Annotated in this window: 18 protein-coding genes; 9 read left to right on the forward strand and 9 right to left on the reverse strand. The window is 69.1% G+C overall.

The features are described from left to right. The first annotated feature begins 1 nt into the window (after position 1). Together ACIBAD_RS35520 and ACIBAD_RS35525 are read left to right on the forward strand one after the other, a co-directional pair. Positions 2–673 (forward strand): hypothetical protein, encoded by a 672-nt coding sequence (locus ACIBAD_RS35520; RefSeq protein ID WP_134066991.1) that lies wholly within the window; start codon positions 2–4, stop codon positions 671–673. 829 nt (positions 674–1,502) lie between these two features. Further along, entirely contained in the window at positions 1,503–1,976 is a 474-nt protein-coding gene (locus tag ACIBAD_RS35525; RefSeq protein ID WP_398911037.1) for a lamin tail domain-containing protein, read from the forward strand. Between the two features lie 773 nt (positions 1,977–2,749). Here the strand turns inward: ACIBAD_RS35525 and ACIBAD_RS35530 are convergent. Then, positions 2,750–3,001, reverse strand: a complete 252-nt coding sequence (locus ACIBAD_RS35530; RefSeq protein WP_134066987.1) for an ATP-binding protein — start codon at positions 2,999–3,001, stop codon at positions 2,750–2,752. Positions 3,002–3,117: 116 nt separating this feature from the next. Here ACIBAD_RS35530 and ACIBAD_RS35535 point away from each other — a divergent pair, with 116 nt between their 5' ends. Beyond that, complete coding sequence (locus ACIBAD_RS35535) at positions 3,118–3,879, forward strand: hypothetical protein (protein ID WP_398911040.1); 762 nt, start codon at positions 3,118–3,120, stop codon at positions 3,877–3,879. A gap of 863 nt (positions 3,880–4,742) precedes the next feature. On the opposite strand, the gene ACIBAD_RS35540 is transcribed toward ACIBAD_RS35535, so the two are convergent. From ACIBAD_RS35540 to ACIBAD_RS35550, 3 genes are all read right to left on the reverse strand, one after another. Beyond that, positions 4,743–5,045, reverse strand: coding sequence for a hypothetical protein (locus ACIBAD_RS35540; protein WP_398911042.1), 303 nt, complete (start codon positions 5,043–5,045; stop codon positions 4,743–4,745). Between the two features lie 92 nt (positions 5,046–5,137). Then, positions 5,138–5,995, reverse strand: coding sequence for a GNAT family N-acetyltransferase (locus ACIBAD_RS35545; protein WP_134066983.1), 858 nt, complete (start codon positions 5,993–5,995; stop codon positions 5,138–5,140). Between the two features lie 29 nt (positions 5,996–6,024). Beyond that, positions 6,025–6,204, reverse strand: coding sequence for a hypothetical protein (locus ACIBAD_RS35550; protein ID WP_134066981.1), 180 nt, complete (start codon positions 6,202–6,204; stop codon positions 6,025–6,027). Positions 6,205–6,917: 713 nt separating this feature from the next. Here ACIBAD_RS35550 and ACIBAD_RS35555 point away from each other — a divergent pair. Continuing rightward, positions 6,918–8,159, forward strand: coding sequence for an IS110 family transposase (locus tag ACIBAD_RS35555; protein ID WP_398911044.1), 1,242 nt, complete (start codon positions 6,918–6,920; stop codon positions 8,157–8,159). 52 nt (positions 8,160–8,211) lie between these two features. Further along, a complete protein-coding gene (locus ACIBAD_RS35560; RefSeq protein ID WP_398911046.1) occupies positions 8,212–8,514 on the forward strand; it encodes a hypothetical protein in 303 nt (100 codons plus the stop codon). 400 nt (positions 8,515–8,914) lie between these two features. Here ACIBAD_RS35560 and ACIBAD_RS35565 read toward each other — a convergent pair whose 3' ends face one another. The 3 genes from ACIBAD_RS35565 to ACIBAD_RS35575 all read right to left on the reverse strand — a co-directional run bounded on the left by ACIBAD_RS35565 (position 8,915) and on the right by ACIBAD_RS35575 (position 12,047). After that, positions 8,915–10,618, reverse strand: coding sequence for an IS1182 family transposase (locus tag ACIBAD_RS35565; protein ID WP_398911048.1), 1,704 nt, complete (start codon positions 10,616–10,618; stop codon positions 8,915–8,917). 151 nt (positions 10,619–10,769) lie between these two features. Next, the gene (gene lysM / locus ACIBAD_RS35570; protein WP_398911050.1) at positions 10,770–11,210 is read right to left on the reverse strand and encodes a peptidoglycan-binding protein LysM; all 441 of its coding nucleotides are present in this window, start codon (positions 11,208–11,210) and stop codon (positions 10,770–10,772) included. Positions 11,211–11,603: 393 nt separating this feature from the next. Beyond that, entirely contained in the window at positions 11,604–12,047 is a 444-nt protein-coding gene (locus ACIBAD_RS35575; protein WP_398911052.1) for a hypothetical protein, read from the reverse strand. Positions 12,048–12,185: 138 nt separating this feature from the next. Here ACIBAD_RS35575 and ACIBAD_RS35580 point away from each other — a divergent pair, with 138 nt between their 5' ends. From ACIBAD_RS35580 to ACIBAD_RS35590, 3 genes are all read left to right on the forward strand, one after another. Further along, positions 12,186–12,359 carry a hypothetical protein gene (locus ACIBAD_RS35580; RefSeq protein WP_398911054.1) on the forward strand — a complete coding sequence of 58 codons (174 nt, stop codon included), beginning with the start codon at positions 12,186–12,188 and terminating at the stop codon, positions 12,357–12,359. An 863-nt stretch (positions 12,360–13,222) separates the two neighbouring features. Further along, complete coding sequence (locus ACIBAD_RS35585) at positions 13,223–14,869, forward strand: replication-relaxation family protein (protein WP_398911056.1); 1,647 nt, start codon at positions 13,223–13,225, stop codon at positions 14,867–14,869. 481 nt (positions 14,870–15,350) lie between these two features. Continuing rightward, a complete protein-coding gene (locus ACIBAD_RS35590; RefSeq protein ID WP_398911059.1) occupies positions 15,351–15,560 on the forward strand; it encodes a hypothetical protein in 210 nt (69 codons plus the stop codon). A gap of 161 nt (positions 15,561–15,721) precedes the next feature. On the opposite strand, the gene ACIBAD_RS35595 is transcribed toward ACIBAD_RS35590, so the two are convergent. Both ACIBAD_RS35595 and ACIBAD_RS35600 read right to left on the reverse strand, forming a co-directional pair. Continuing rightward, entirely contained in the window at positions 15,722–16,150 is a 429-nt protein-coding gene (locus tag ACIBAD_RS35595; protein WP_398911061.1) for a YidB family protein, read from the reverse strand. Positions 16,151–17,001: 851 nt separating this feature from the next. After that, a complete protein-coding gene (locus ACIBAD_RS35600; protein WP_398911063.1) occupies positions 17,002–19,707 on the reverse strand; it encodes a Helicase associated domain protein in 2,706 nt (901 codons plus the stop codon). Between the two features lie 139 nt (positions 19,708–19,846). On the opposite strand from ACIBAD_RS35600, the gene ACIBAD_RS35605 reads away from it, so the two are divergent. Next, positions 19,847–20,011, forward strand: coding sequence for a hypothetical protein (locus ACIBAD_RS35605; RefSeq protein WP_398911065.1), 165 nt, complete (start codon positions 19,847–19,849; stop codon positions 20,009–20,011). The last annotated feature ends 322 nt before the right edge of the window (positions 20,012–20,333 follow it).

The raw sequence follows: 20,333 nt of genomic DNA on the forward strand, positions 1-20,333 counted from the left end.
CGTGATCGGCTATCGAGTGTTCGGGGCGCGTGCCGGACGTCTGGCGTCAGCGGCCTGCATCTGCGTGCTGACGGCTGGTTGCACCACGGGGGCAACTGGCGGTTCCCTCGGCAAGGGGGACGGCGCTGGCGCGCCCGCCCCCGCCAAGAGCAGCCCTGCGGCTCTGGTCATGTATCCGAAGCTGCTGGAAGCAGCGGTCCCGAGGGGGATCAACATGCCTCGGGGGCTGGAGGAACGCAGCACGCAAAGCTGGGACATGTCGAATCCCGCCATCTGCCAGTCCAACGGCTGGCGAGACGAGATGTGCGCCGAGGCCATCGCCACGGCCGCCGGAGGTGCCACCGACTACCACACGCAGAACATCAGCGTTCAGATGATCTCCTTCAATGACGCGGCCGACGCCGCGCGCTTCTTCAAGGGGACAGGCACGGAGGACGATCTCGGCGCCAACCCTCCGGGAGACGCCATCGACGCCTACGCACTGCCGGCCGGAGACAGGGGATGGACGGGCCGCGGCATCACCGTGCGACAGGGCTCCGTCGTCGCGAAAGTCGAGTACGCCTGGACACCCGGCGCCGAGGTGCCGGGTCGGCTCATGGACATCACCAAGATGGTGGTGGACCGCGTAAAGCAGACCCAGAGCGGCAAGAACCCGACAGCCTCACTGCGCTGAACAGCAGCTGCGCCCCGCCCGGTGAACTCGCGGGCCGCATGGTCGGCGCGACCTTGCGGGCCCTGACCACCCCGCCCGGCGCCCCGATGCCCGACGGCCCCCGCGTCGCAGCCACCGCCGCCCGCTCCCGCTCCACCACGGCCCCGGCCGCCGCTGCGCCCGGCCAGTCGGCGCCCGCGGAGCCTGCGGTGGCCGCGCACCGTCAGCAGCATGCACCGGCCAGGGGTGCGGGGCGTACGCGGTGACGGCCGTCCCCGGTCCGGTGTCGGCGGCGACCAGGGCGGCGGTGAGACCGGGGACTTGAGTATCGGAGGCGGTGCGGCGGGGGCGTGGTCTTCGGCGCCGGGGGTTGGGCGACGCGGAGTTCACCCGCTGCGGGCGCTGTACGCCACCGCGCCGGCGGGTGCGCTGCCGGGTTCCCGCCGTGCACCCGCCGGTCGGCAAGGGCAGGCGCATGCGTGCGAACTACGGTCTGGTGTGCGAAGAATTCCGGAGAACGGCTGTTACCTGATCCGCTGGTCCGGCCGGGTGAGGCGGCGGGCAAGTGCGCCTGGTGGTGCGCCGGGGCGTACGAACAGGAATCACGGCTTCCGGTGTGGGTGGGTGTAGCGCTCAGTGAATGTCAGGGCTACGATCAGCCGGTATGCGTGCATTATGCAGGTGAGTGTGACGGATATGTCCGTGTCTGGTAACCGGCGTATGCGGGGGGTGCGCCCGGGGTCGTGTCGGGTCGAGAGTGTGGCCCTCGGCTCAACCGGGCCGACACCGAAAAGCGCCTCCAGCTACCCGTTTCGGCTGGTGGAGGGCTGTTCTTGAGGGAGCGCCACCCATGTCGCATGTTTCTTCCTCCGTCCGCCGTATCGCCGCCACCCTCCTGGCCGCCGGCACCGTCGTCGGCGCCGCAGCTCTGCCGGCGGCCGCGCAGGACCACGACCGCCACCACCAGCAGCGGCCGCGGGTGGAGATCTCCCGGGTCCAGGCCGACAGCCCCGGACGCGACGACCGCTCCAACCGGTCCCTGAACGCGGAGTGGGTGGAGATCACCAACACCACCCGCGACGCGATCAACCTCCGCGGCTGGACCCTGCGGGACGAGGACGGCAATGGCTACCGCTTCGACAACATCCGTATCAACGGCCGGGCCACCCTCCGAATCCACACCGGATCCGGCCACAACACCCGCACCGACCTGTTCCAGAACAGCCGCGACTACGTCTGGGACAACCGCGCCGACACCGCGACCCTGCGCGATGACCGCGGCCGCACCGTCGACACCGAGTCCTGGGGCCGCCGCCACCACTGACCGGTGCCAGGTGTCGGCGGCCGCCTGGACGGCGGGCTGCCGCCGACACCGCACCTGAGACAAGCGCCTCGACTTCCGCCGGCCGGACAGGCAAGGGCACGACGGTGCGCCCTGTCTCTCCCGGGCTCGGCGACGTGCGCTGAAAGCCAGGGCTAGGGGCGGTGGGCAAGCGCGGCATCTTGCCCTGCTGCACCGGTGTCGTCCCGTCGTCGCGTACTCGGCCGGATGTGGCCGGCTCGGAGCGGTGGGGCCCGGGAGCCAGGGGGGAAAGGGTGGCGCCCGGGCCGGTGTCGCGGTACCGCGGGGGAGCGGTGTGCATTCCGGCGCGACAATCGGAGAAACGATTTACCGGTGAGAAGGTAACGACGGCAGCCAGCCCCGGCCGGCTGCCGTCTGGAGAAGCCGGCCGCCCTCGACAGGCGTTGCGGCCGGATCCGGTCCCGCGCCCGTGCGCTCGACGCATGCCTGGTCGGCCACTGGATGTCCGGTTCCTCGGAATGCCCTGCGGGCGCCTGGAGGACTCTGTGTTGGCTGCTTTCGGGTGGGCACATGCGGTGGCATGACTTTGTTGCTGCTGTTTCTGCTGCCTCTTGGTCTGGCCCTCGTGCTGCTGACGACCGGCGAAGACCACAAGCACGGCCGGCACCGTCACACGCGATGACCGCCCGCCCTGGCCACCAGGCTGGCCAGCCTCGCCGCGCATCCGTGGGCGTGGGCATGGGTGCGGGGTGCGCGCGGTGGTCCTGGGGGAGATCGGCTGAGCGCCGGTGGGGTCAGGGCCGGCTGGTCGAGGGCGCGGTGAGCATGGCTGTGACGGTTTTGCCGTCGGGGTGGATGCGGATGTCGGTGGTGGCGAGCTGGTTGACCAGTCGCCAGCCGAAGCCGCCGGGTGTATCGGGGGCCCAGGCCGTGATCCGTGGCGGGGTGGTCGAGCGGTCGCGGACTTCGACGGTGACGATTCCGGTCCAGGCGGTGATCTGGAGGGCGGTGGCGCCGCCTGCGTGGCGGTCGGCGTTGGAGATCACCCACTGCTCCGTGCGGTGGGCAGGTCCGGCTCCGTGCACCTGCTCCCTGACGGGATGGCAGGGTCCAGTACCATGCACTCCACTAATTGAACGTGCTCAAATCCTGGGGGCCTTTGGTGGGGGAAGGAACGACGGGCCGCTGGCTCGCCGTCGTGCTGTGGTCGGCGCTCGCGGTGGAGGTCGGGGGGCTGGTGGGAACGTTCGCGTTGGCGGACACCACCAGGCTGATGCCGGAATTCGAGGGGACTCTCGTCTTGGTGTGCGCAATGCTCCTCGCCATGACCCTGGCGGTCCTGCCGATCGTGGTCGTGGTGCTGACGCTGCGCAATGCCCGGAACACCACTGCCGTCTGGCGGGCAGCCGCCTCGTGGATCCTCGCGCTCGCACTCCTGGTCATGCTGGTCAGGGCGGGCTCGGGGCCCTGGGTCGTCTGGTGCGCCGTCGCGATGGCCGCCTCAAGCGCGGCCACTGTCCTGTGCACCGGCAGCCCGACGAGGCTGTCGATCCAGCCGCCCCGCGCCGCAGTCGCAATCGCCGTCGTCGTGCTGGTGGCGTCGGTCTGCGGCTCCTACTCCGGGCCCTACACGGACTATCCGGGAGTGTGGACCGCCTCGAACGACACTGCGTCTCTGACCCTGGCCGAGCAGATGGAGCACGGGGACGGTGGTGAATACACCCTGCGGGTCGGGACGTGCACGGAGCAGGGCAGATGGGCCTTCGACTACCCGCAGATGTCGACTTCGGTTCAGCTGTGGCTACACCGCGAGGGCGCGCTCGCGTGCATCCCGGGCGGACCCGCGACCCAGGTGCACATCGTCGACGGCAACCGGGCGGCTCCGGTCATCGCGCTTCCCGGGCTGCTTCTGACGAAGCAGTGAGCGGCACGGGGCGCGGCGTGGGGGCCGGGTTGCCGATCGGATCAGCGGCGAACCGGCCGAAGCGGGAAACCTGGTCATCAGAGAGAACTGGCAGAACGGGAACGGAAACCCCTGACGTAGCAATACAGCCCAGTCACCGAACCGGTATGAAGATCGCGGATCTAGCGCCAAACCCGGCCGGATCCTCCCCGGGGTCGCTGCGGCGGCCCCACGATGTGCACCGGACCACCTGGCTGATGACTCGCGGCTGAGTAGCCGGTTGGCCAGGCTGGCCAACTACGACGCTCCTTACCGTGTTGGCGGGTTGATTCCGGTCATTCGTACGATCGGGAGACCCGGGGGCCTGGGTGTGGCTGGACGGCGCTCATGCCGAAGGTGTGGCTCTGACTGATTGCCGCCCAGTGCCCCGCGACGACACGGCCACTCATTGGGATGAGCGAACCAAGATCGCTGCGTAAGGACACGTCGGCGTGGTCGTCTGCAGGGACCAGTCAACCGATCGACGAGGGAGGCTCGGGTGCCCGAGCTCTGGGCGGGGACGGATGCCGGCAAGGCCGCGCATCACTGCGCGGTGCATGTGGTCCCCGCCCGAGAATCGGACGACAGGCAGGCTCTCGCCGGGGAGACGCTGGAAATCGTGGTGGGCGCTCGTGACGAACTCACGCTGCACCCGGCCCACGTTCACGGCCTCACCCAGCTCCTGCGCCAGGCCGTCGGCACCATCGGCGCCCCCAGCACGCCCGGCGGCGGCCGGTGCTTCCACTGCGACGGCACCGGCCTGGCCCGCCCGCTGGCCGGCGGCCGGGCAAGCCTGAGGCGACCCTGGGCAAGCACCCTCGAGAAGAGGCTTGCCCAGAGGCCGATTACGCCATCGCGGGGGCCACGGTCTCCAGGACGACGAGCTGTTCCGGGTCGACGGGGACGAGGTCGGCCTGGCGCAGCGAGCGGAGTGTGGTCCCGTCGGCGCACAGCCTGCACAGCCCGGCCAGAGGGAACGGGGTGGCGCCGATGCGGGTGTGCGAGGAGGAGCTGTCGTAGACGGGCCGGTAGCAGCCGGGGCACGGCAGACAGTCATCTACCTCGTCCCCGGGCGGGGAGTCCGGGTTGAGCAGCGGCACGATCCGCGGGAGGTTCTCCCCGGTGGCTTCGTAGGTGAAAACGGGCACCGTCTGTATCCGAGTTCGGACACCACTTGTCGATAACAGAGCCCGAAAATGTCGGTGAGAAGTAACGCCACTGCGAAGTGGACGGAGCCGACTTATTCGGCGGGTTCGGCGATCAGCGCCGTACCGATCTTGCGGAAGCCGAGTCGGGCGTAGACCCGCGCAACGTCGTCGTCACTTGCCGACAGGAAGACGGTTGCCGCACCCCGCGATCGGGCGTCGGCCACCAGTGCCTCGGTGACCGCGAGTGCGAGACCGCGACGGCGAGCTGCGGGGAGTGTTCCGACGCCGACGATCTCGCTGACTCCTGTGAGTGGTTGGTGCTGGCCTGCGGACAGCGCTGATCCATGCTCGACAGCTGCGGCGACCGCCGTCAGACCTGCCCGGATACGCACGATCGTGCGTTCCACCGATCCGTCGGCGACCCGGGCGTCGATCGCTTCCGCCAGTTGTGGTGCTCCCGCGTGACCGACGTGGGTTCCAGGCTCGGCGAAGGCGAGGTGAGGAACGGCCAGGGCGCTGGGCAGTATCGGATCGTCCGCGCCTACGATTCGCACGGATATGTTGCCGGACAACTCCTCCAATGGAGTTGCGGGAGTACCGGGATCGAGCACCATCAGCGGATGTTCGTGGACCATGAGTCCCGACTCCTCCACTGCTGCCCGCAGCGTGGGCGTGGTCTCCGCGACCCATTCGAAACTCTCCGGGATCCCCAGCTCCCGCTGGCGGGCACGGACCTTCTGCACGTCGGTGGCCTCCAGAGGTCCGGTCCATCCCCGTGCGGGACGTGCGTAGAACGGCCAGCCCTGGCCCTCCCGCACGAACAGGGTCAGCGGCCCGTGGTCCTCAACTCGGGCGCCGTGGCGCGGGACCGCGTCGTAGTACTCCTCGAGCTGGTCCAGCAATGCCCGCTCGGGATGATCGTCAAAATCAGTAGAAGTCACGCCGGGCATCCAAGCAACAGGGCACCAGTGGCGCCACTTCATTTCAAACGGGCGCCGTCGATCTCGGCGGGGGAGGAGGTGATCAGGATGCCGTTGCCGGACTGGCGGACGTCCAGGTGCACCATCCCCAGAACGGAGTGGAACGCGGTGCCGAACCACTCCGTGGACGGCCGGACGCTGTTCTCGCGGCGCGGCTTGTGCTGCTTGTGACGTCCCATGCCCTGCCTCGCAGACGTGACCTCGTGCACGGGCCGGTCGGTCCGCTCCACCCCAACCGGTTACCCGGCACCCCAGGTACGCCGCAGGGCCGGCCTTCACCCGCCCGGCCCACCTGGGCAAGCCTCTCCGGCTGGAGGCCGCGTCGGCCCGCTGGAGGGTTGCACCGGAAGGAGGCTGGAGGGTTGTCTGCACGGTTGCACTAGGCGGGGGACCGAAGGTGTGACCGGGAGTGGGACCCCCAGAATCTGGTGATCTTGCATTCGTGCAGGTCAGAGGTCATGGGCAAGCCCCCTTCGCAGAACGACACCTCTAATTCGTTAGTAATTAGAGGTTCTGGATCTCTGAGGGGCCCGGGGCGGCGTTGTCCAGCCCGGGGCAGGACGTGTGTGGTCCGGTCGGTGCCGTGGTGACCCCTACGACACCTCCGACCGTGCGAGGTCTTTGCAAAGACTGGTGGCGCTGGGCGTCGGCCGGTCCTCGCACGTTCTGCCCCCGCGGGCCCCTCGGGTTCGGGATCCTCGATGGATGAGCTGCCGCATGGTGACGCGTTCTTCCTCACGAGCCTTGAGCTCTGGACACGGCGTGCGCCCGTGCGGCCTTGCGGTGCCGCGCACGGCTGATGAGGTGGCGGACCTTGGAGTCCTGGAATTAGTGCGCCGTGCGGTCCCGTGTGCTCGCGTTCGAGAACAGCACCGGCGAAGGGGCGGGATCCATGGATGTGTTCTGCGGGATCGACTGGGCGGAGGGGCACCACGACGTCGCGCTCGTCGACGGCACCGGCAAGCTGCTGGCCAAGTGCCGCATCGGCGACGACCTGGATGGCTACCGGCTGCTGCTGGACCTCCTGGCCGAGCACGGGGACACCGCCGAGGCGCCGATCCCGGTGGCGATCGAGACCAGCCGCGGTCTGCTGGTGGCCACGCTGAGGCAGGGGCCTCGGCAGATCTTCGCGGTCAACCCGATGGCGGCCTCCCGCTACCGCGACCGCCACGGGGTGAGCCGCAAGAAGTCTGACCCCGGCGACGCGCTCGTGCTCGCCAACATCATCCGCACGGACATGCCGATGCACCGGCCGCTGGCTGCCGACACCGATCTTGCCCAGGCCGTGGCCGTCCTGGCCCGAGCCCAGCAGGACGCGGTCTGGAGCCGGCAGCAGCTCTGCAACCAGCTCCGTTCCCTGCTGCGTGAGTACTTCCCGGCGTTCCTGGAGGCGTTCAAGGACAAGCAGGGCGGTCTGGCCCGCCCGGACGCCCGCCGGATCCTGGCGGTGGCACCGACGCCCGCGCTGGCTGCCAAGCTGCCGCTCTGGCGCCTGACAGCCATGATGAAACGGGCCGGCCGCCGCAGGAACATCGAGGCCGATGCCGAGCGGCTGCAGCAGCTTTTCCGCCGCGAAGCCCCGCACCACGTCCCGCTGGTCGAAGACGCGATGGGCAAGCAGGCCGCGGCCCTGCTTCTGCAGCTGGACGCCGCCTGCGAAGCAGTCGCCGATCTCGGCGAAGCCACGGAGGAAGCCTTCCGAGCCCATCCCGACGCCACGATCATGCTGAGCTTCCCCGGCATCGGCTCCCAGATCGGCGCACGGATCCTCGCTGAGATCGGCGACGACCGTACCCGGTTCGCCACCGCCGGAGGGCTGAAGGCATACGCGGGCGCTGCCCCCATCACCCGCGCTTCCGGCAAGCGCCACTACGTCGGACGCCGGTTCGTCAAGAACAACCGGCTCAACCACGTCGGCCACCTCTGGGCCTTCGCCTCCCTCAGCGGCTCGGCCGGCGCCGACGCCCACTACCGGCGACGACGGACCGGCGGGGACTGGCACATGCAGGCGCTGCGGCACCTCTTCAACCGCATGCTCGGCCAGCTCCACCACTGCCTCTTGGCAGGGGTTCCGTTCGATGAAGCGATCGCCTTCCCTGCAGAGCCCCAGCCAGCAGGAACAGCCAATGCGTGAAGCAGAACGGGGCAGCTTGTCCACGGGCGGCAGGGGAGACGATCATTCGGCCATGAGACCCGAAGTGCAGGCTTTCGTTGCCGATGGACCGCTTCCCGACTGGGACGCGAGCGAGGAAGAGATCGACCGGCGTGAACGCCAGCTGAGGACGATCTCCCGTCCTGTCACCTCCGAAGAGGCGACTGCCCTGGCCACCTGCTTCGGTCCTGACGACTGCTACGGCGTCGCCTGGACGCTCGTTCACCTGATCGAGACGGCTCCCAGCCCGGTGCCACAGTGGGAAGATCCGGGTCCGGAAGCTGGCGACTGGGCCGAGGTTCTGCGGGGGAGATGGGGCGGCGGCTTGACGGCTTAACTACATGAGGTGTCTTTGTCCGCGATAGCCGGAGGAAGAGGTCTGCTTCGGGTTCGGGGCCGGCGGAGGTGTCAGGGGTACATCTCGTCCACCGAGTGGAGCCCACCGAGTGGACCCGATGCCGGGCGCCGGTGCGGTGGTGCGCACCGACGACGCGGTGGACTCCACTCGGTGGAGTGGAGTCCACCGCATCGGAGTGGAGGACACCGTGCGCGGCATCCACTCCACTGAGTGGAGCCCACTCGGTGGAGTGGACGACATCGTGCGGGAGTGGATGCCATCGCCGGGGAAGATGGCATCCACCCGGTGGGCGCCTGCCGCATTTCTCCTTGACCTCGGCCCGTGACCCTGTTGGCCAATTCCACAGGGGGCCCTGCAGGTCAAGGGGAAACGTCGTGTGTCAAGGGGAGATGCAGTCCGAAATGTCTGCTCGGTGGTCTGCGGTCAAAGGGTCATTGGGCGGTCGCAGTCGGCGGAAGTGGGAGGTGCGGCTGCTGCCCCGCGGTGTCTCGGTGATCCAGGCGTCGATGCGTGTGAGGTTGAGGGCTGCGGCTGTGAACTGGTGCTGAAGGTGCGTCTTGGTTGCGCCGTGGTAGCGAGCCCGTCGTAGCCCCATCTGCCGGACGCCCTGCGAGATCGTGCTCTCGATGCCCGCGCGGGCCTGGTAGCGCCGCCGCCACTCGTCCGTCTTCTGCTCTTCGCGTGCCTTGCGGAGCGCTTCAAGTTCTTCGCGGTTTCTGAAGGTCAGGCGTCTGCCGATTCTGCCGGTGCCGCGCGTGCACTGGGTGCGGACGGGGCAGGGTCCGCAGTCGTTGATGGAGAACCAGACCCGAATGACGGGGGCTCCGGTCTGGCTGTTGCTGGCGGACCAGCCCCTGCTGCGCTTGCCGTTTGGACAGCTCACCTCCTGGGCCTGCCAGTCGATGGTGAAGCTCTCCTGTGTGAATCCGTCTCCGTCTTTGGCTTGCCAGGCCGCGGTGCCCTGGACCGGTCCGACGACGTCGATGTTGTAGTCGCGTCGGGCGGAGACGAGGACGCGGGCCTCGGTGTAGCCAGAGTCGACGAAGTGTTCAGCCGGCAGCAGGTTCTGCTCGGCGAGACCCTCGTGGATGGTGTCGGTCACCTGGACGTCGTGGATGGGGGCCGTCGTGGTGAGCACGTGGGTGATGAGGTTGGGGTGGTCGGGCTCGCACGTCTCGGTGATGTGGACCTTCCATCCTGACCAGTCGGTGTCTCGCTTGGATCCGGCGCGGGCGACGCTGTCGTAGGGCGAGACCGGGCGTTGGCCAGCAGGCGCAATGTTCTTCGGGTGACGCCAACGGACGGTGTCGTCCTCGATCTGGAACTCCTGGACCCAGGTCCGGCGGAGCGTTTCCACGGCCGGGACCTGGCGGAGCCATCCGGGTGTGGTCGGGTGGAAGATGGCCTGCAGCAGGCGCATGCCGTCGTTTCCGATCTCGTGTCCCCTCTCGATGCGCTCGGTCTTTGCCTGCGGAAGCCGGTAGTCCTCGATCCGGTAGGAGTACCGCTTGAACCACCCGTCGTCGGCCAGTTCGGCAAGCCACCGTGGCGCGGCCACGGCCAGCGCGTTCAGGGCTGCTCGCAGGGTCTCGCCGACCAGTTCCAGACGGTTCAGTCCGCGGACTGCCGACAGCACGTGCGTGCTGTCGGTGCGTTGGCGGCCGCGAGTCTTCAGCAAGCCGGCCTCCGAGGCGGCAGCCAGCACGGCGTCCGTGATGCGGGTCTCTGCGCTGCCTTCGACCAGCCGATCTCGGAACTCGCTCAGCACTGAATGGTCGAACCCTGGGTCCTCGAGCTCCAGGCCGAGGGCGTACTTCCAGTCGATACGTGCCCTGGCAGCCAGGGCAGCCTGACGGTCAGACAGTCCCTCGGTGAACTGCAGGATCGACACCAGGGAGAGAACCGCCGGAGACAGGGCCGGCCGACCCCGCTGGGGGAACAGATCAGCGAAGTCCTCGTCGCGGAACAGCTCACCCAGCGCATCACGCACCCTGATCGCCAGGCTGCCTTGAGGTAAGGCGGCTTCGGCGATCCTCCGCGTCGTCTCCGGAATCCGGCCCGGCCCGCTCGTACGCAGCGACACTGACGCCTCCCCGACGCTGTCCAACCCCGGCAACGCCGGATGATCGGATCAACGACTCCGCGCCGAGTGCGACCACAACGGAATCGGCCAACAGCTACCGGCAGGCGCCGGTGCGCTCCTTGCAGCACACCGGCGGTATGGGTGTAGCAACTCAGTTCGGCAGCCGGAGGACCATACCGGGGTAGATCCTGTCCGGGTGGCTCAGCATGGGCTTGTTGGCCTCGAAGATCCAGTTGTAGCGATTTGCGTCCCCGTACTGAGCCTTCGCGATCGAAGGAAGAGTGTCGCCCTTTCTAACAGTCGTGAAGCGGGACACTGCTGTGGTAGGCCCTGTGACCGTCAGTTGGTCTTCCACATTCGCCACGCCGTGGATGTTGCCCGTGACGAGTACGAGCTTTTCTGCCTCCTCCTGCGACGCCACCTCTCCCTTCAGAACGACCTTGTCGCCTTCGACGGATGCCCCGATGTTCGGCGACCCGAGGCCCACCGCCTCGATGTGCTGCTTCAGCTGAGCCTCGGCTTCGGCGTTCCCCGGGTCGAGGAAGCCGACCAGCTTCTCGCCAGCCTCCCTGACGAATGAGTGCAGTGTCATATGCGACGCTCCTGATAGATGGTCAGTACTCGAAGTCTAGGGATCAAGGCGATCACCCGCCCCTAGTTGCTTGTTCTCAGTGAACTGCTGCCCTCCCACGATGCTGCTCGATCCCGGTACCTCGCCGGATGCTCAAACAACGATGTCGGAGCGTGTACGTCGCCACTCGAATTGGCCAACAGGGTCCTCGGCCCGTGTCAAGGTGAAACGCGATGCCTCCACTGGGTCCACTCCACCGCACCCACCCACCCGTTGCGCACCACTCCCGCGCCGCCGGCCGCACCGGTGCGCACCACCCACTGAGTGGATGCGCACCGGATGGACGGTGGCGCGCACCGGATGGAGTTGGTGCGCACCGGGTGGGTGCGCGCCCACACCCCCACCGTGGTGCGGCTACTGGTGCGCCCCGGGTGTGGAGTGCATCGCGTGAGCCAGCACCAGGTGCTCATCACGCATCGCCTCCAGGGTGTCGGCGGTGTCCGGGTGGTCGGGGTCCGGGATGACGTTCACCGTGAACCGGATGATGGTGCGGGCGATGCCCAACGCCGCCGTGGTGGGGGAGGCCCGTGCCCAGTCCCGCAGCGCGGACAGCAGCGCGCATCCAACCTCGTCCAGGGCGAAGGAGTCCGCGCACGGGTCTTCCTCCCCGCTCACGGCCGTGACGGGCCAGACGGTGTCCTCTGCGAGCCGCAGCAGGACGAACGCCAGCGCCGGGTCGGCTTCCGCCCGCCCGGCGACAGAGGCGCCGCCGCCCATCTGCAGCGCCAGGAGGTAGTCGAAGCCCCGCTCCACCTGCTCGGGCGTCAGCGGAGTACGGGGCGCGATCAGGTACGGCATCAAGCTCTCCTTACGATGGCCGCCGCGGGACTCGCGGCGTGCTCCTCGCATGGTTGGCGTGCGGTCCTGTGGACAGAGGACGGAGAACTCGCGGCGCGGGACGGCGTAACCGCTGCACATTCCGACGGTTATGGAGACGTGATCAAACACATCGCCGCTACTGCGGCCCTCGCCACCATCGCTCTCGGAGCCTTCTCCGCCCCTGCCCACGCAGCCGACGGCACCCTTCCCGTCGGCTCCGTCATCGACACGGCCAGCACCGTCGTCGTCGTCGTGACGAACGTCGTCAACGTCCTGCTGCCCCCCGGTTAGGTGCTGCCGCCCACCGCTTTGCCGGTCTGACCCGGCGCATGAAGCTACTGGTCGGCTCGCCGCCCTTGCGTTGTCGCCACCTATACGAGCGCGGAAGCACCGAAGGCCAAGGTTCAGGCGCGCACTTAGAAATCGCAGCCGTCCCCAACGTGCTGGACGTGGTGAACGTCGACGTGAGGTGACCTTCTGAGATTCGCACCGCCCCGGTATGAGCCATTCAAAGCCCGTGCCGGGGCGACGTGCTTGCCGGGGCCGGACCGGGGACTCCGGTCCATCCGACAGGCCCTAGTGGCCAGCCCCGCAGCAAAGCACCCTGGCCCCCCTTGTCCAGGGTGGTCGGCCCGACCACGAGCGCGACCACGACCCCTTGTCCACCTCTGCTACCGCCTCGCCCGCCGTCGCGTTTCTCCTTGACCAGGCCCCGCTACCGGCCACGGTCAGACCGCGGACAAGGGGGTCCCCTGCACGCTCCTCCTTCGTACCGATCGCCCCGGCCGGGGCAGCGAAGGAGACGAGACGATGACGACCACCCACCCGAGGGCCGGGCAGCGGCACCGCTCGGGCCGATCACACCGGAAGGCCGGCCCCTGGCGGGCAAGCCCAAGGGGGATCCCTGGGCGCCCCCTTCGAAGGCCCCTTAGGAACCCCCTTTGGTGCCCGGCACCCCAAGCCGGAGGAAAACCCCTTGTCAGGGCCGCAATCGGCGCGAAAACCGCGCCGTCACAACCCTCTTCTCTCCTCCTGATGTCCGTATTGGAGGAGAGCATCGGGTTCCGGGGGGCCCGGACGCCCTCCCCGGCCGGGCGCGGCCAGCAGCGGCGATCGGCCGGCGGCCGGTCGCGAGCGACGAGGGAGCAGAGCTGATGGCGGGGAAGAGGAAGACCAACCCGGCAGGGTCGACGAACAGCTACCGCGGCGACGTGCTGCGCGTGCTCGGAGCGCTGAAGGTCGCCACGACGGATCAGATCCAGCGAATCGGCGCCCCGCACCTGACCTTCCGGCACGCCGACAAGCCGACCCCGTCGAAGCAGAAGCAGGCCCGCACCGCCTCGCACACCGCCGCGCTCTCCGACATGCGGGGGCACGGCCTGTCCGAGAACGGCGGCTCCACCGAGACCGGCGACTCCCTGCGGAACCTCACCCCCAAGGGCCTGCAAGCCGCCTCCTACGAGCTGCAGCGCCCCGTGACGGAGATGGGGTCCACCGCACGCGGCGCGGGCTCCAGCGGCGCCTCCCACCCCATGGCCGTCAACGAGACCGTCATCGCGATGCTGCGCCCGAAGCCGAACATGGCCAGACTCACCAAAGACCCGGCCGAAGTCCGCGCCGCCGCCCAGGCCGCCGTCGACGCACCGGACGGCATCGGCACCATCGCCTCGTACTGGACCGAGGTCCCGCTGCCCGCCACCGGCACCTGGAACGCGCCCGGCAAGGGCGGCGCCCAGGCCGACATCGTCCTCACCGCACCGCAGGACCGGGTGCCGCTGCTGTTCATCGAGGTCGACAACTGCCACGAGACCGCCGAGGAGCTCGCCGACAAGCTGGAGAAGTACGCCCGGTTCTTCCGGCGGAAGGTGAAGGACACCGACGGCCGCGAGCGCCCGATGTGGCGCACCCGCTGGAACGCTCCGGCCACCTGGTCCGGCGACGCGATACACCCGCCGGTGCTGCTGGTGTTCAACCGGATCGGCGAACGCAACCCCAACCGCACCGTCCCGCGCCTGATGGAGCTCACCCGGCACCTGTGGCAGGGGCAGAGGCGCAAGGGCTTCCACGACTACGACGGAAGGATCCCGATCATCGCGACCGGACTGAACCAGCTGCGCGAGCACGGCCCGGCCGGACCGGTGTTCCTCCGCTTCGGCCGTGACCACAAGCAGCACCTGTGGGAAGCGATCGGCAATCCCCGCCGCGAGGCCGTCGAAGCTCGCGCCCGGGAAGAGACCGCGCGTGCTCAGGAGGAGCACAGGGCGAAGGTGCAGCGCGCGGCGCAGGAGCAGGCGGCGAAGCAGGCAGCCGAGCGTGAGGCGCGCCGTCCCGTGTGCGCCGGCTGCGGGGAGAAGTTCACCGACGAACGCTGGCAGGTGGCACAAGCGACGGACTGGGGCACCCCGAAGGACTCCCACCCCCAGTTGTGCGACAGCTGCAAGGCCGGCGCCGTCGCGAGCGCTGTCCCCACGCCCAGCAGGCAGGAGGAGCACCAGGAGCCGCTCCCCGACTGGGCCAAGCAGACGGACCTCCTGCGCTTCCCCCGTCGTCCACGCTGCACCGAGTGCAAAGCGGCGTTCACCGACGAGCGGTGGAAGGCGGTGAACCGCACCGGCTGGGGCCCCGTTCCCATGGAAGCCCGCCCGACGCTGTGCGGAGACTGCGACCGCCGGTACGACACCGACTGGACGGAAGCCTGGCCGGACGACCCCCGGCCCCAGCCCAAGGAGCAGCCCCAGGAGCAGGACCAGGCCGTGCCCGAGCAGCGGAAGACCGGTTGGTTCTCACGTCTGCGCGGCTGACGCGGGCAAGCCCTCCGAGGAGCGCGGGCAACCCCAAGGTCACCCTGGGCAAGCCCGCGCCGTCGGTGGCGGCGCGGCGATGGGTACATGTACCGCATGGCGAGTGAGCGGGTGCGATGGCCAGCCGTGGTGGACCGGGCCCGGCAGATCGTGGAGAGCTACGAGGGCGACGTCATATTGCGACAGGTGATGTACCGGCTCGTCTCCGAAGGCGTCCTGCCGCACACGCCGTCGATGTACCGGCGGCTGTCTTCCCGGCTCGCTCAGGCCCCGCGAGGGCCGCTTCCCCGACCGCTTCCTCTACCGCCACCGCGACCTCCTCGGCCAGGTCCACGCCCAGGCCGCCGAGCCGCCCGCCGTTCCTGGCGGCCGGGGACCCGCGGTCAGCCGGGCCTCCCTGCAGGCCGACCTCCTGGCGGCCGACGCCCGCACAGCCCGGCTCGCCGCCCAGGTCCGCAGCCTCGAAGCCCGCCTCGGCGAGGTGCTGGGCGAGCAGGTCTGGCGCGAGGTGGGCATCGGCGCACCCGACGACATCGAGCAGCTCAAGGCCCGGATCACCACCCTCGAACAGCAAGCGGTCGACCTGGAACTCAAACTCCACGACCAGGGCGACGAGCTGCACGCCGCCCGCGCGACCAACCGCGAACTCATGGCCCAGCTCAACCGCGATCCGGCCCGTAGGGAGGGGTAGTCGGCGCAGCGGACTGCACTGGCGGGCTGCCGCCCAGCCGCTTCCCTGGGCCCCGGTAGTGGTATCGCTCCCGCGTTGAAGCTGACCGCCTGACGTCACGCACAGGTGCCCCGAGCCGTACGGACGGCTCGGGGCACCTGTGCGTGAGACGCTGCGGATCTCTAGACCTGGTCGACTCCCTGCGTGAACTGGAGGATGATGAACTCGGCGGGCCGTACTGCGGCCATTCCGATCCGGGCGGTGGGCACCGTGAACGGGGCCTTGCTCTCGAACTCAGTGAACGCCTGGTCGAGCACCTCAGGGTCACTGGTGATCTGCCCGTCCGGGGAAATCTGGTCGATCAGCACCGGCAGCTGCTCTGCCACATACTCCGCGAGTGCACCGCTGTCGGCTCCGGTCTTCTCGGCGACCTCGGCAAGAGTGTCCTCACCGAGGATCGTGACGACCTCAGGGGACGTGAGCGGCTCATTGGCCCCCGTGCCAACCCAGGACTGAACGTTGGCCGCTCCAATCCTCTGTACGTTGTTGGTGATCTCCGTCAACGCACCCTCGGTGGTCTGGGCGATGGAGATTCCGTCGTTCGCGGTCATGATGTCCCCTGGTCAGCTCGGACAGCCGGGTATGACCGGCCTGTAGCAGGAGGCTAGCAATGCGTGATCTTCGCCGGGGATACTTTGAGTCAAATCCCGTCCCCCTGCGCCGTCGCAGAATCTGACCAGGGCGTGCCAGGTTCTGGCGCCACGACCCGGCCTCGCGCTGATCCGCCCTTGAAAGCCGTCCCATGCCACTCACTACGACACCAGGCCCGTGCCGTTGTCGCCAGGTCCACGGGCCTAGGCCCCAATCCCGCGCGGGCAGGTGAACTCGCGGCCAACCTCGTGCACCACAGCTGTTGCACCCGCTACGCTCGTCTTGACCGCTCCTGAGCTGCGTGAACTCAAACCGCACGCTCGTGGCGCCCCGGAGAAACGTCGGGGATTTCGACTGCTCAGGCGAGGACATCGAACGCGACTGGGTACAGCGCACCGGATGCTGGAGCCGGGTCACGCGTGTGCTGCTCACCTACGAGCAGATGCGCGCGTACGGGCTGCCCGCGACCGAGGGCAAGCGCGGCGATCCGCGGTGGCCGGCCTTCGCCCGCCGCTACGGCTTCGACATCGAGCACCCGGTGCAGTGGGAGGTCGAAGCCTTGGAGCACGGCGGGCGGGGCATCGGTCTAACCTGCGCCGGCACCTGGGCCAGCCGGGCGAAGCACGCGCCCTGCAACGCGGCACTGCAACACCGGCTGCAACAGAGCCCCGTGTTGCAGACCCGTGTTGCAGCCCTGAGCTGCGGAAACACCCGATCTGAGCTGAGGTCGGGGCAGCGCGTTGCACTCTCGGAACAGCACCGGACCCCGGGCCCGTTGAGGCCCGGGGTCCAGTTACGACGCTGGAAGCGGTCAGGGATTGCCCGGGGCGGCCTGGGGGACCGCCACCGGTTTCGCCCAGTCCATGCCCAGCTTCGCGAGCGCGGCGAGCTGGTCGGCGTCCAGCCGGTCCCTCCTGGATTTCGTGTTCGAAATCCATACGCCCAGCTTGACGGTCACCGGCTCCTCCTCGCCGTCGACCGCGATCTGTTCGCTGTGCCCCCTCGGCACGGGCCGGTCCGCGCCTTCCCGCTCCACCCACTGTGTGAGGGCTGCCAGGCCCCGCTGGAACGCCTGCTGTACCTTGCTCGGGGCCTTCGCCGCACGAGCGGCTGCCGGGGCGGGAGACGGGGCCTGGTCGGGCTGGACGCCCAGCTTCGACAGCCGCTGCTGCTGCTCGGTCGACAGCTGCGCCCAGGTGCCCGGGTTCTTCTGCCGCTCCAGCCAGCGCCCGATGTCATCGCCCTCGAACAGCACCCCCGGTTCGATGGCCGGCAGGACGCCGTCGGCGTCGACCAGGTCCGCGAGGACGCGGTAGTGCCGCTGCCAGTCCAGCGGCCACGGGCAGTTCCAGTCCTCGTCGACCGCGGCCAGCTGCTGCGCGCGCACGGCGGCCCGCTCCGTGTCCTTTCCCAGACCGCCCTTGCGGCGCAGGTTCGCCATGTGCTGGCCGACCGGCACCATCGCCTCGCCCTCTCCCCAGACCGCGTCCTGACGCGGTGCGAGGTGCCCCATGGCCCGCCGGTAGGACCGCAGCGCGGCGAGCTTGTTTTCCCACGCCTCCTCGCCCGGCTCCCAGACCATCCCGGCCTCCGGCAAGTCGAGCAGCGTCTTGCGCCGCTCCTCCAGCTCACCGGCCCGCAGCGCCTTCCGCTGCTGATGCACCCACCGGCCAAGCGGAAAGTCCTTGGTGACGCCGACCTCGACCTCGACGTCATACGGAACGGCGTACAGGCCGGTGATCGCGTTCTCCGCCCGCCACCGGATCAGGGCCTGGTAGCCCTCCAGCCACACCAGGGACTCCGGCCGGTAGACCCGGGTGCGCAGGAACGCGGCGATGGTCGCGGCGTCGCGCGGGCTGGAGAAGTGGAGCAGGGCGGCGTCGGCGGCGGCCTGCGTGTCGTCGTCCTCCTGGTCCTCGCCGTTGCCTTCCCCGCCGGCCCCGACGATCCGTCCGTCCTCGTCCCGCCGGACGTGGACCTTGCGCTTGCCGCTCGTGAGCGCACGTGAGGCGAGCTGCTCGACCAGACGTTCGTCATGCGAACGCAGGCCCTGGAGAACCGCTACAAGGGGGCGGAACGAGGCGCTGGCGACCATGTCGGTCGGGTTCTCACCGGGCTCCAGGAAGACCGGCACGATGATCCTGGCGACCTTGGTGGACCCGTCGCGGTTGAGGCGGAGCGCCCGGCCGATGTTCTGCACGATCTCTACCTGGGAGCCGCGGGTGTCGGCGAAGCAGACGGCCTCGACTCCCCGCTCGCCGGTGATGTCGACGCCCTCGCCGAGCACGCGAACGCTGGCGAGGAAGGCGCGGTGGACCCTGCGCCCGGCCGCGTCGATGCCGTTGGCGAACTGGCGCAGCACCTCCCGGCGCTCGGACACGAGGTGGTCGCCGCACAGCCACGCCGACCACACGCGGTCCGGCGGGACGTGGCGGCCGGCCTCCAGCTCGTAGAACTCCGCGTCGATTGACGACGCGGGGAGCTTTGCCGCCTGCGCCAGGTCCTCGTCTGAGGCGTCGTTCATGTACAGCTCGGCAGCGGTCTGCGGCAGCTTCTCCGCGAACGCGGCGGCCTCCTCCACCTTCTGGTGGAACGTCATGACGGTGCGCAGGTTCCAGGCGGCGGCGTGCTCCAGGAGCGCCGTCTGCAGCAGCGCCAGGCGCCGGCCGCGCCGCGCTTCCTCCGACTCCCCGAGCACGGGGGAGGGGTCGCGGATTTCCAGGACGTCGATCTCGAACCCGGCGAGGATCTCGCGCTCGATCGCCTCGCTCAGACCGAGCTCCGCGAGCCATGCGCCGTAGGTCCCATTCGGGTCGTCGGCCATGGTCGCGAGCTCCACCTCCTGGCCGTCCGCGCCCTTCTGCGGCCGGGGAGCGGCGAGGATGCGCGGGGTCGCGGTCAGGTACAGCCGGAAGTCCGCGGGGATGCGGGTGTTGTCGTGGATCGCCGCCCACGGACGGCCAAGATCACCAGCGGTTCCGTGGGCCTCGTCCACGATGGCGAGGTCGAAGCCGTCCATGCGCTGGCCGTAGAGCCGCTCCCCGCCCGCCAGAGCGGCCTCCAGCGGTCCGCGAACCTTCCGCTGCCCCTCGGGAGCGTCGACGTCCTCCCGGTCCACGAGAGAGGCGTACGTGGCGAACACGACCACGGGCCCGGACCCGGCCCATAGGGCGAGCTGGATCGGGTTGGTGGTGGTGCGCACCCCCAGCGAGCCCAGGGCCGGGTCGTTCTCCAGCGAGCACACCGCGACCATCGGGGCGGTGTGGCCCACCAGCCGCCACGCCTGGGCGGTCTGCGCGAGCAGGTCCAGGGTCGGCACCGTCACGAGGATCCGGCCGTCCGAGAACGACTCCAACGCGCACGCGGCGGCCGTGATCGTCTTGCCCGAGCCGGTCGCTGACACGATCGTGCCCCGGGCACCCTGCGGGGGCACAGATGACCTTGCAGGGAATCCCACCCACCTGCGAAACGCGGAGCGCTGGTCTACCTGATGCTCCCTAAGCTGAACGGCAGTCATAATGTCCACTTCTGGTATGCATGGGGCACAGAGAACCCTCAGGCAATCAGATAAATGACAGTTGCCCTATGCTCTCTGCATGATCCGTCCTATTTCAGGTCCTCCTACGCGGAAGCACCTTCCCGCGACCCTCCTGATCATGCTGATAGTGTCGATTGGTTGGTATGGTCTGCAGCCGGTCTACCCCGACTGCGCCCTCTCCTCTTTCGGAACCCCGGATGACCCGCAGCGGCTTTATCAGCAGGCCATCGAAGACGGATATTGCGATCCAGCTCATCCCCGCTGGAAAGAGTGGCTCGAATAATCTCAACGACCGAAGACCATGTCCTGCACTTCTGCCAACGTTACATGCTGCATCTTTATGATGCACGCGCTACGCTGGAACCCACACGAACAAGCCCCACCACCGTAGCCAGCTAGGCCCGCGCCAGCGGGCCCCGGAAACTGGAGGCGCAGCCGGAAGGACCGTTGAGGCGGGGGAGCGCAGCGGACCCGCCGGCCCGGGCTGAAGCGAAGCGGAAGCCCGGGAAGTGGGCCACAGGCCCACAGCTCCGAGAGCGCAGCGAACGGAGCGTCACCCCCGGTGCGCAGCACCGGGGGTGGGTGGGACGCGCAGCGTCCCACCT

This window comes from Streptomyces sp. NPDC051109, assembly GCF_044455885.1.
Lineage (GTDB): Bacteria > Actinomycetota > Actinomycetes > Streptomycetales > Streptomycetaceae > Streptomyces.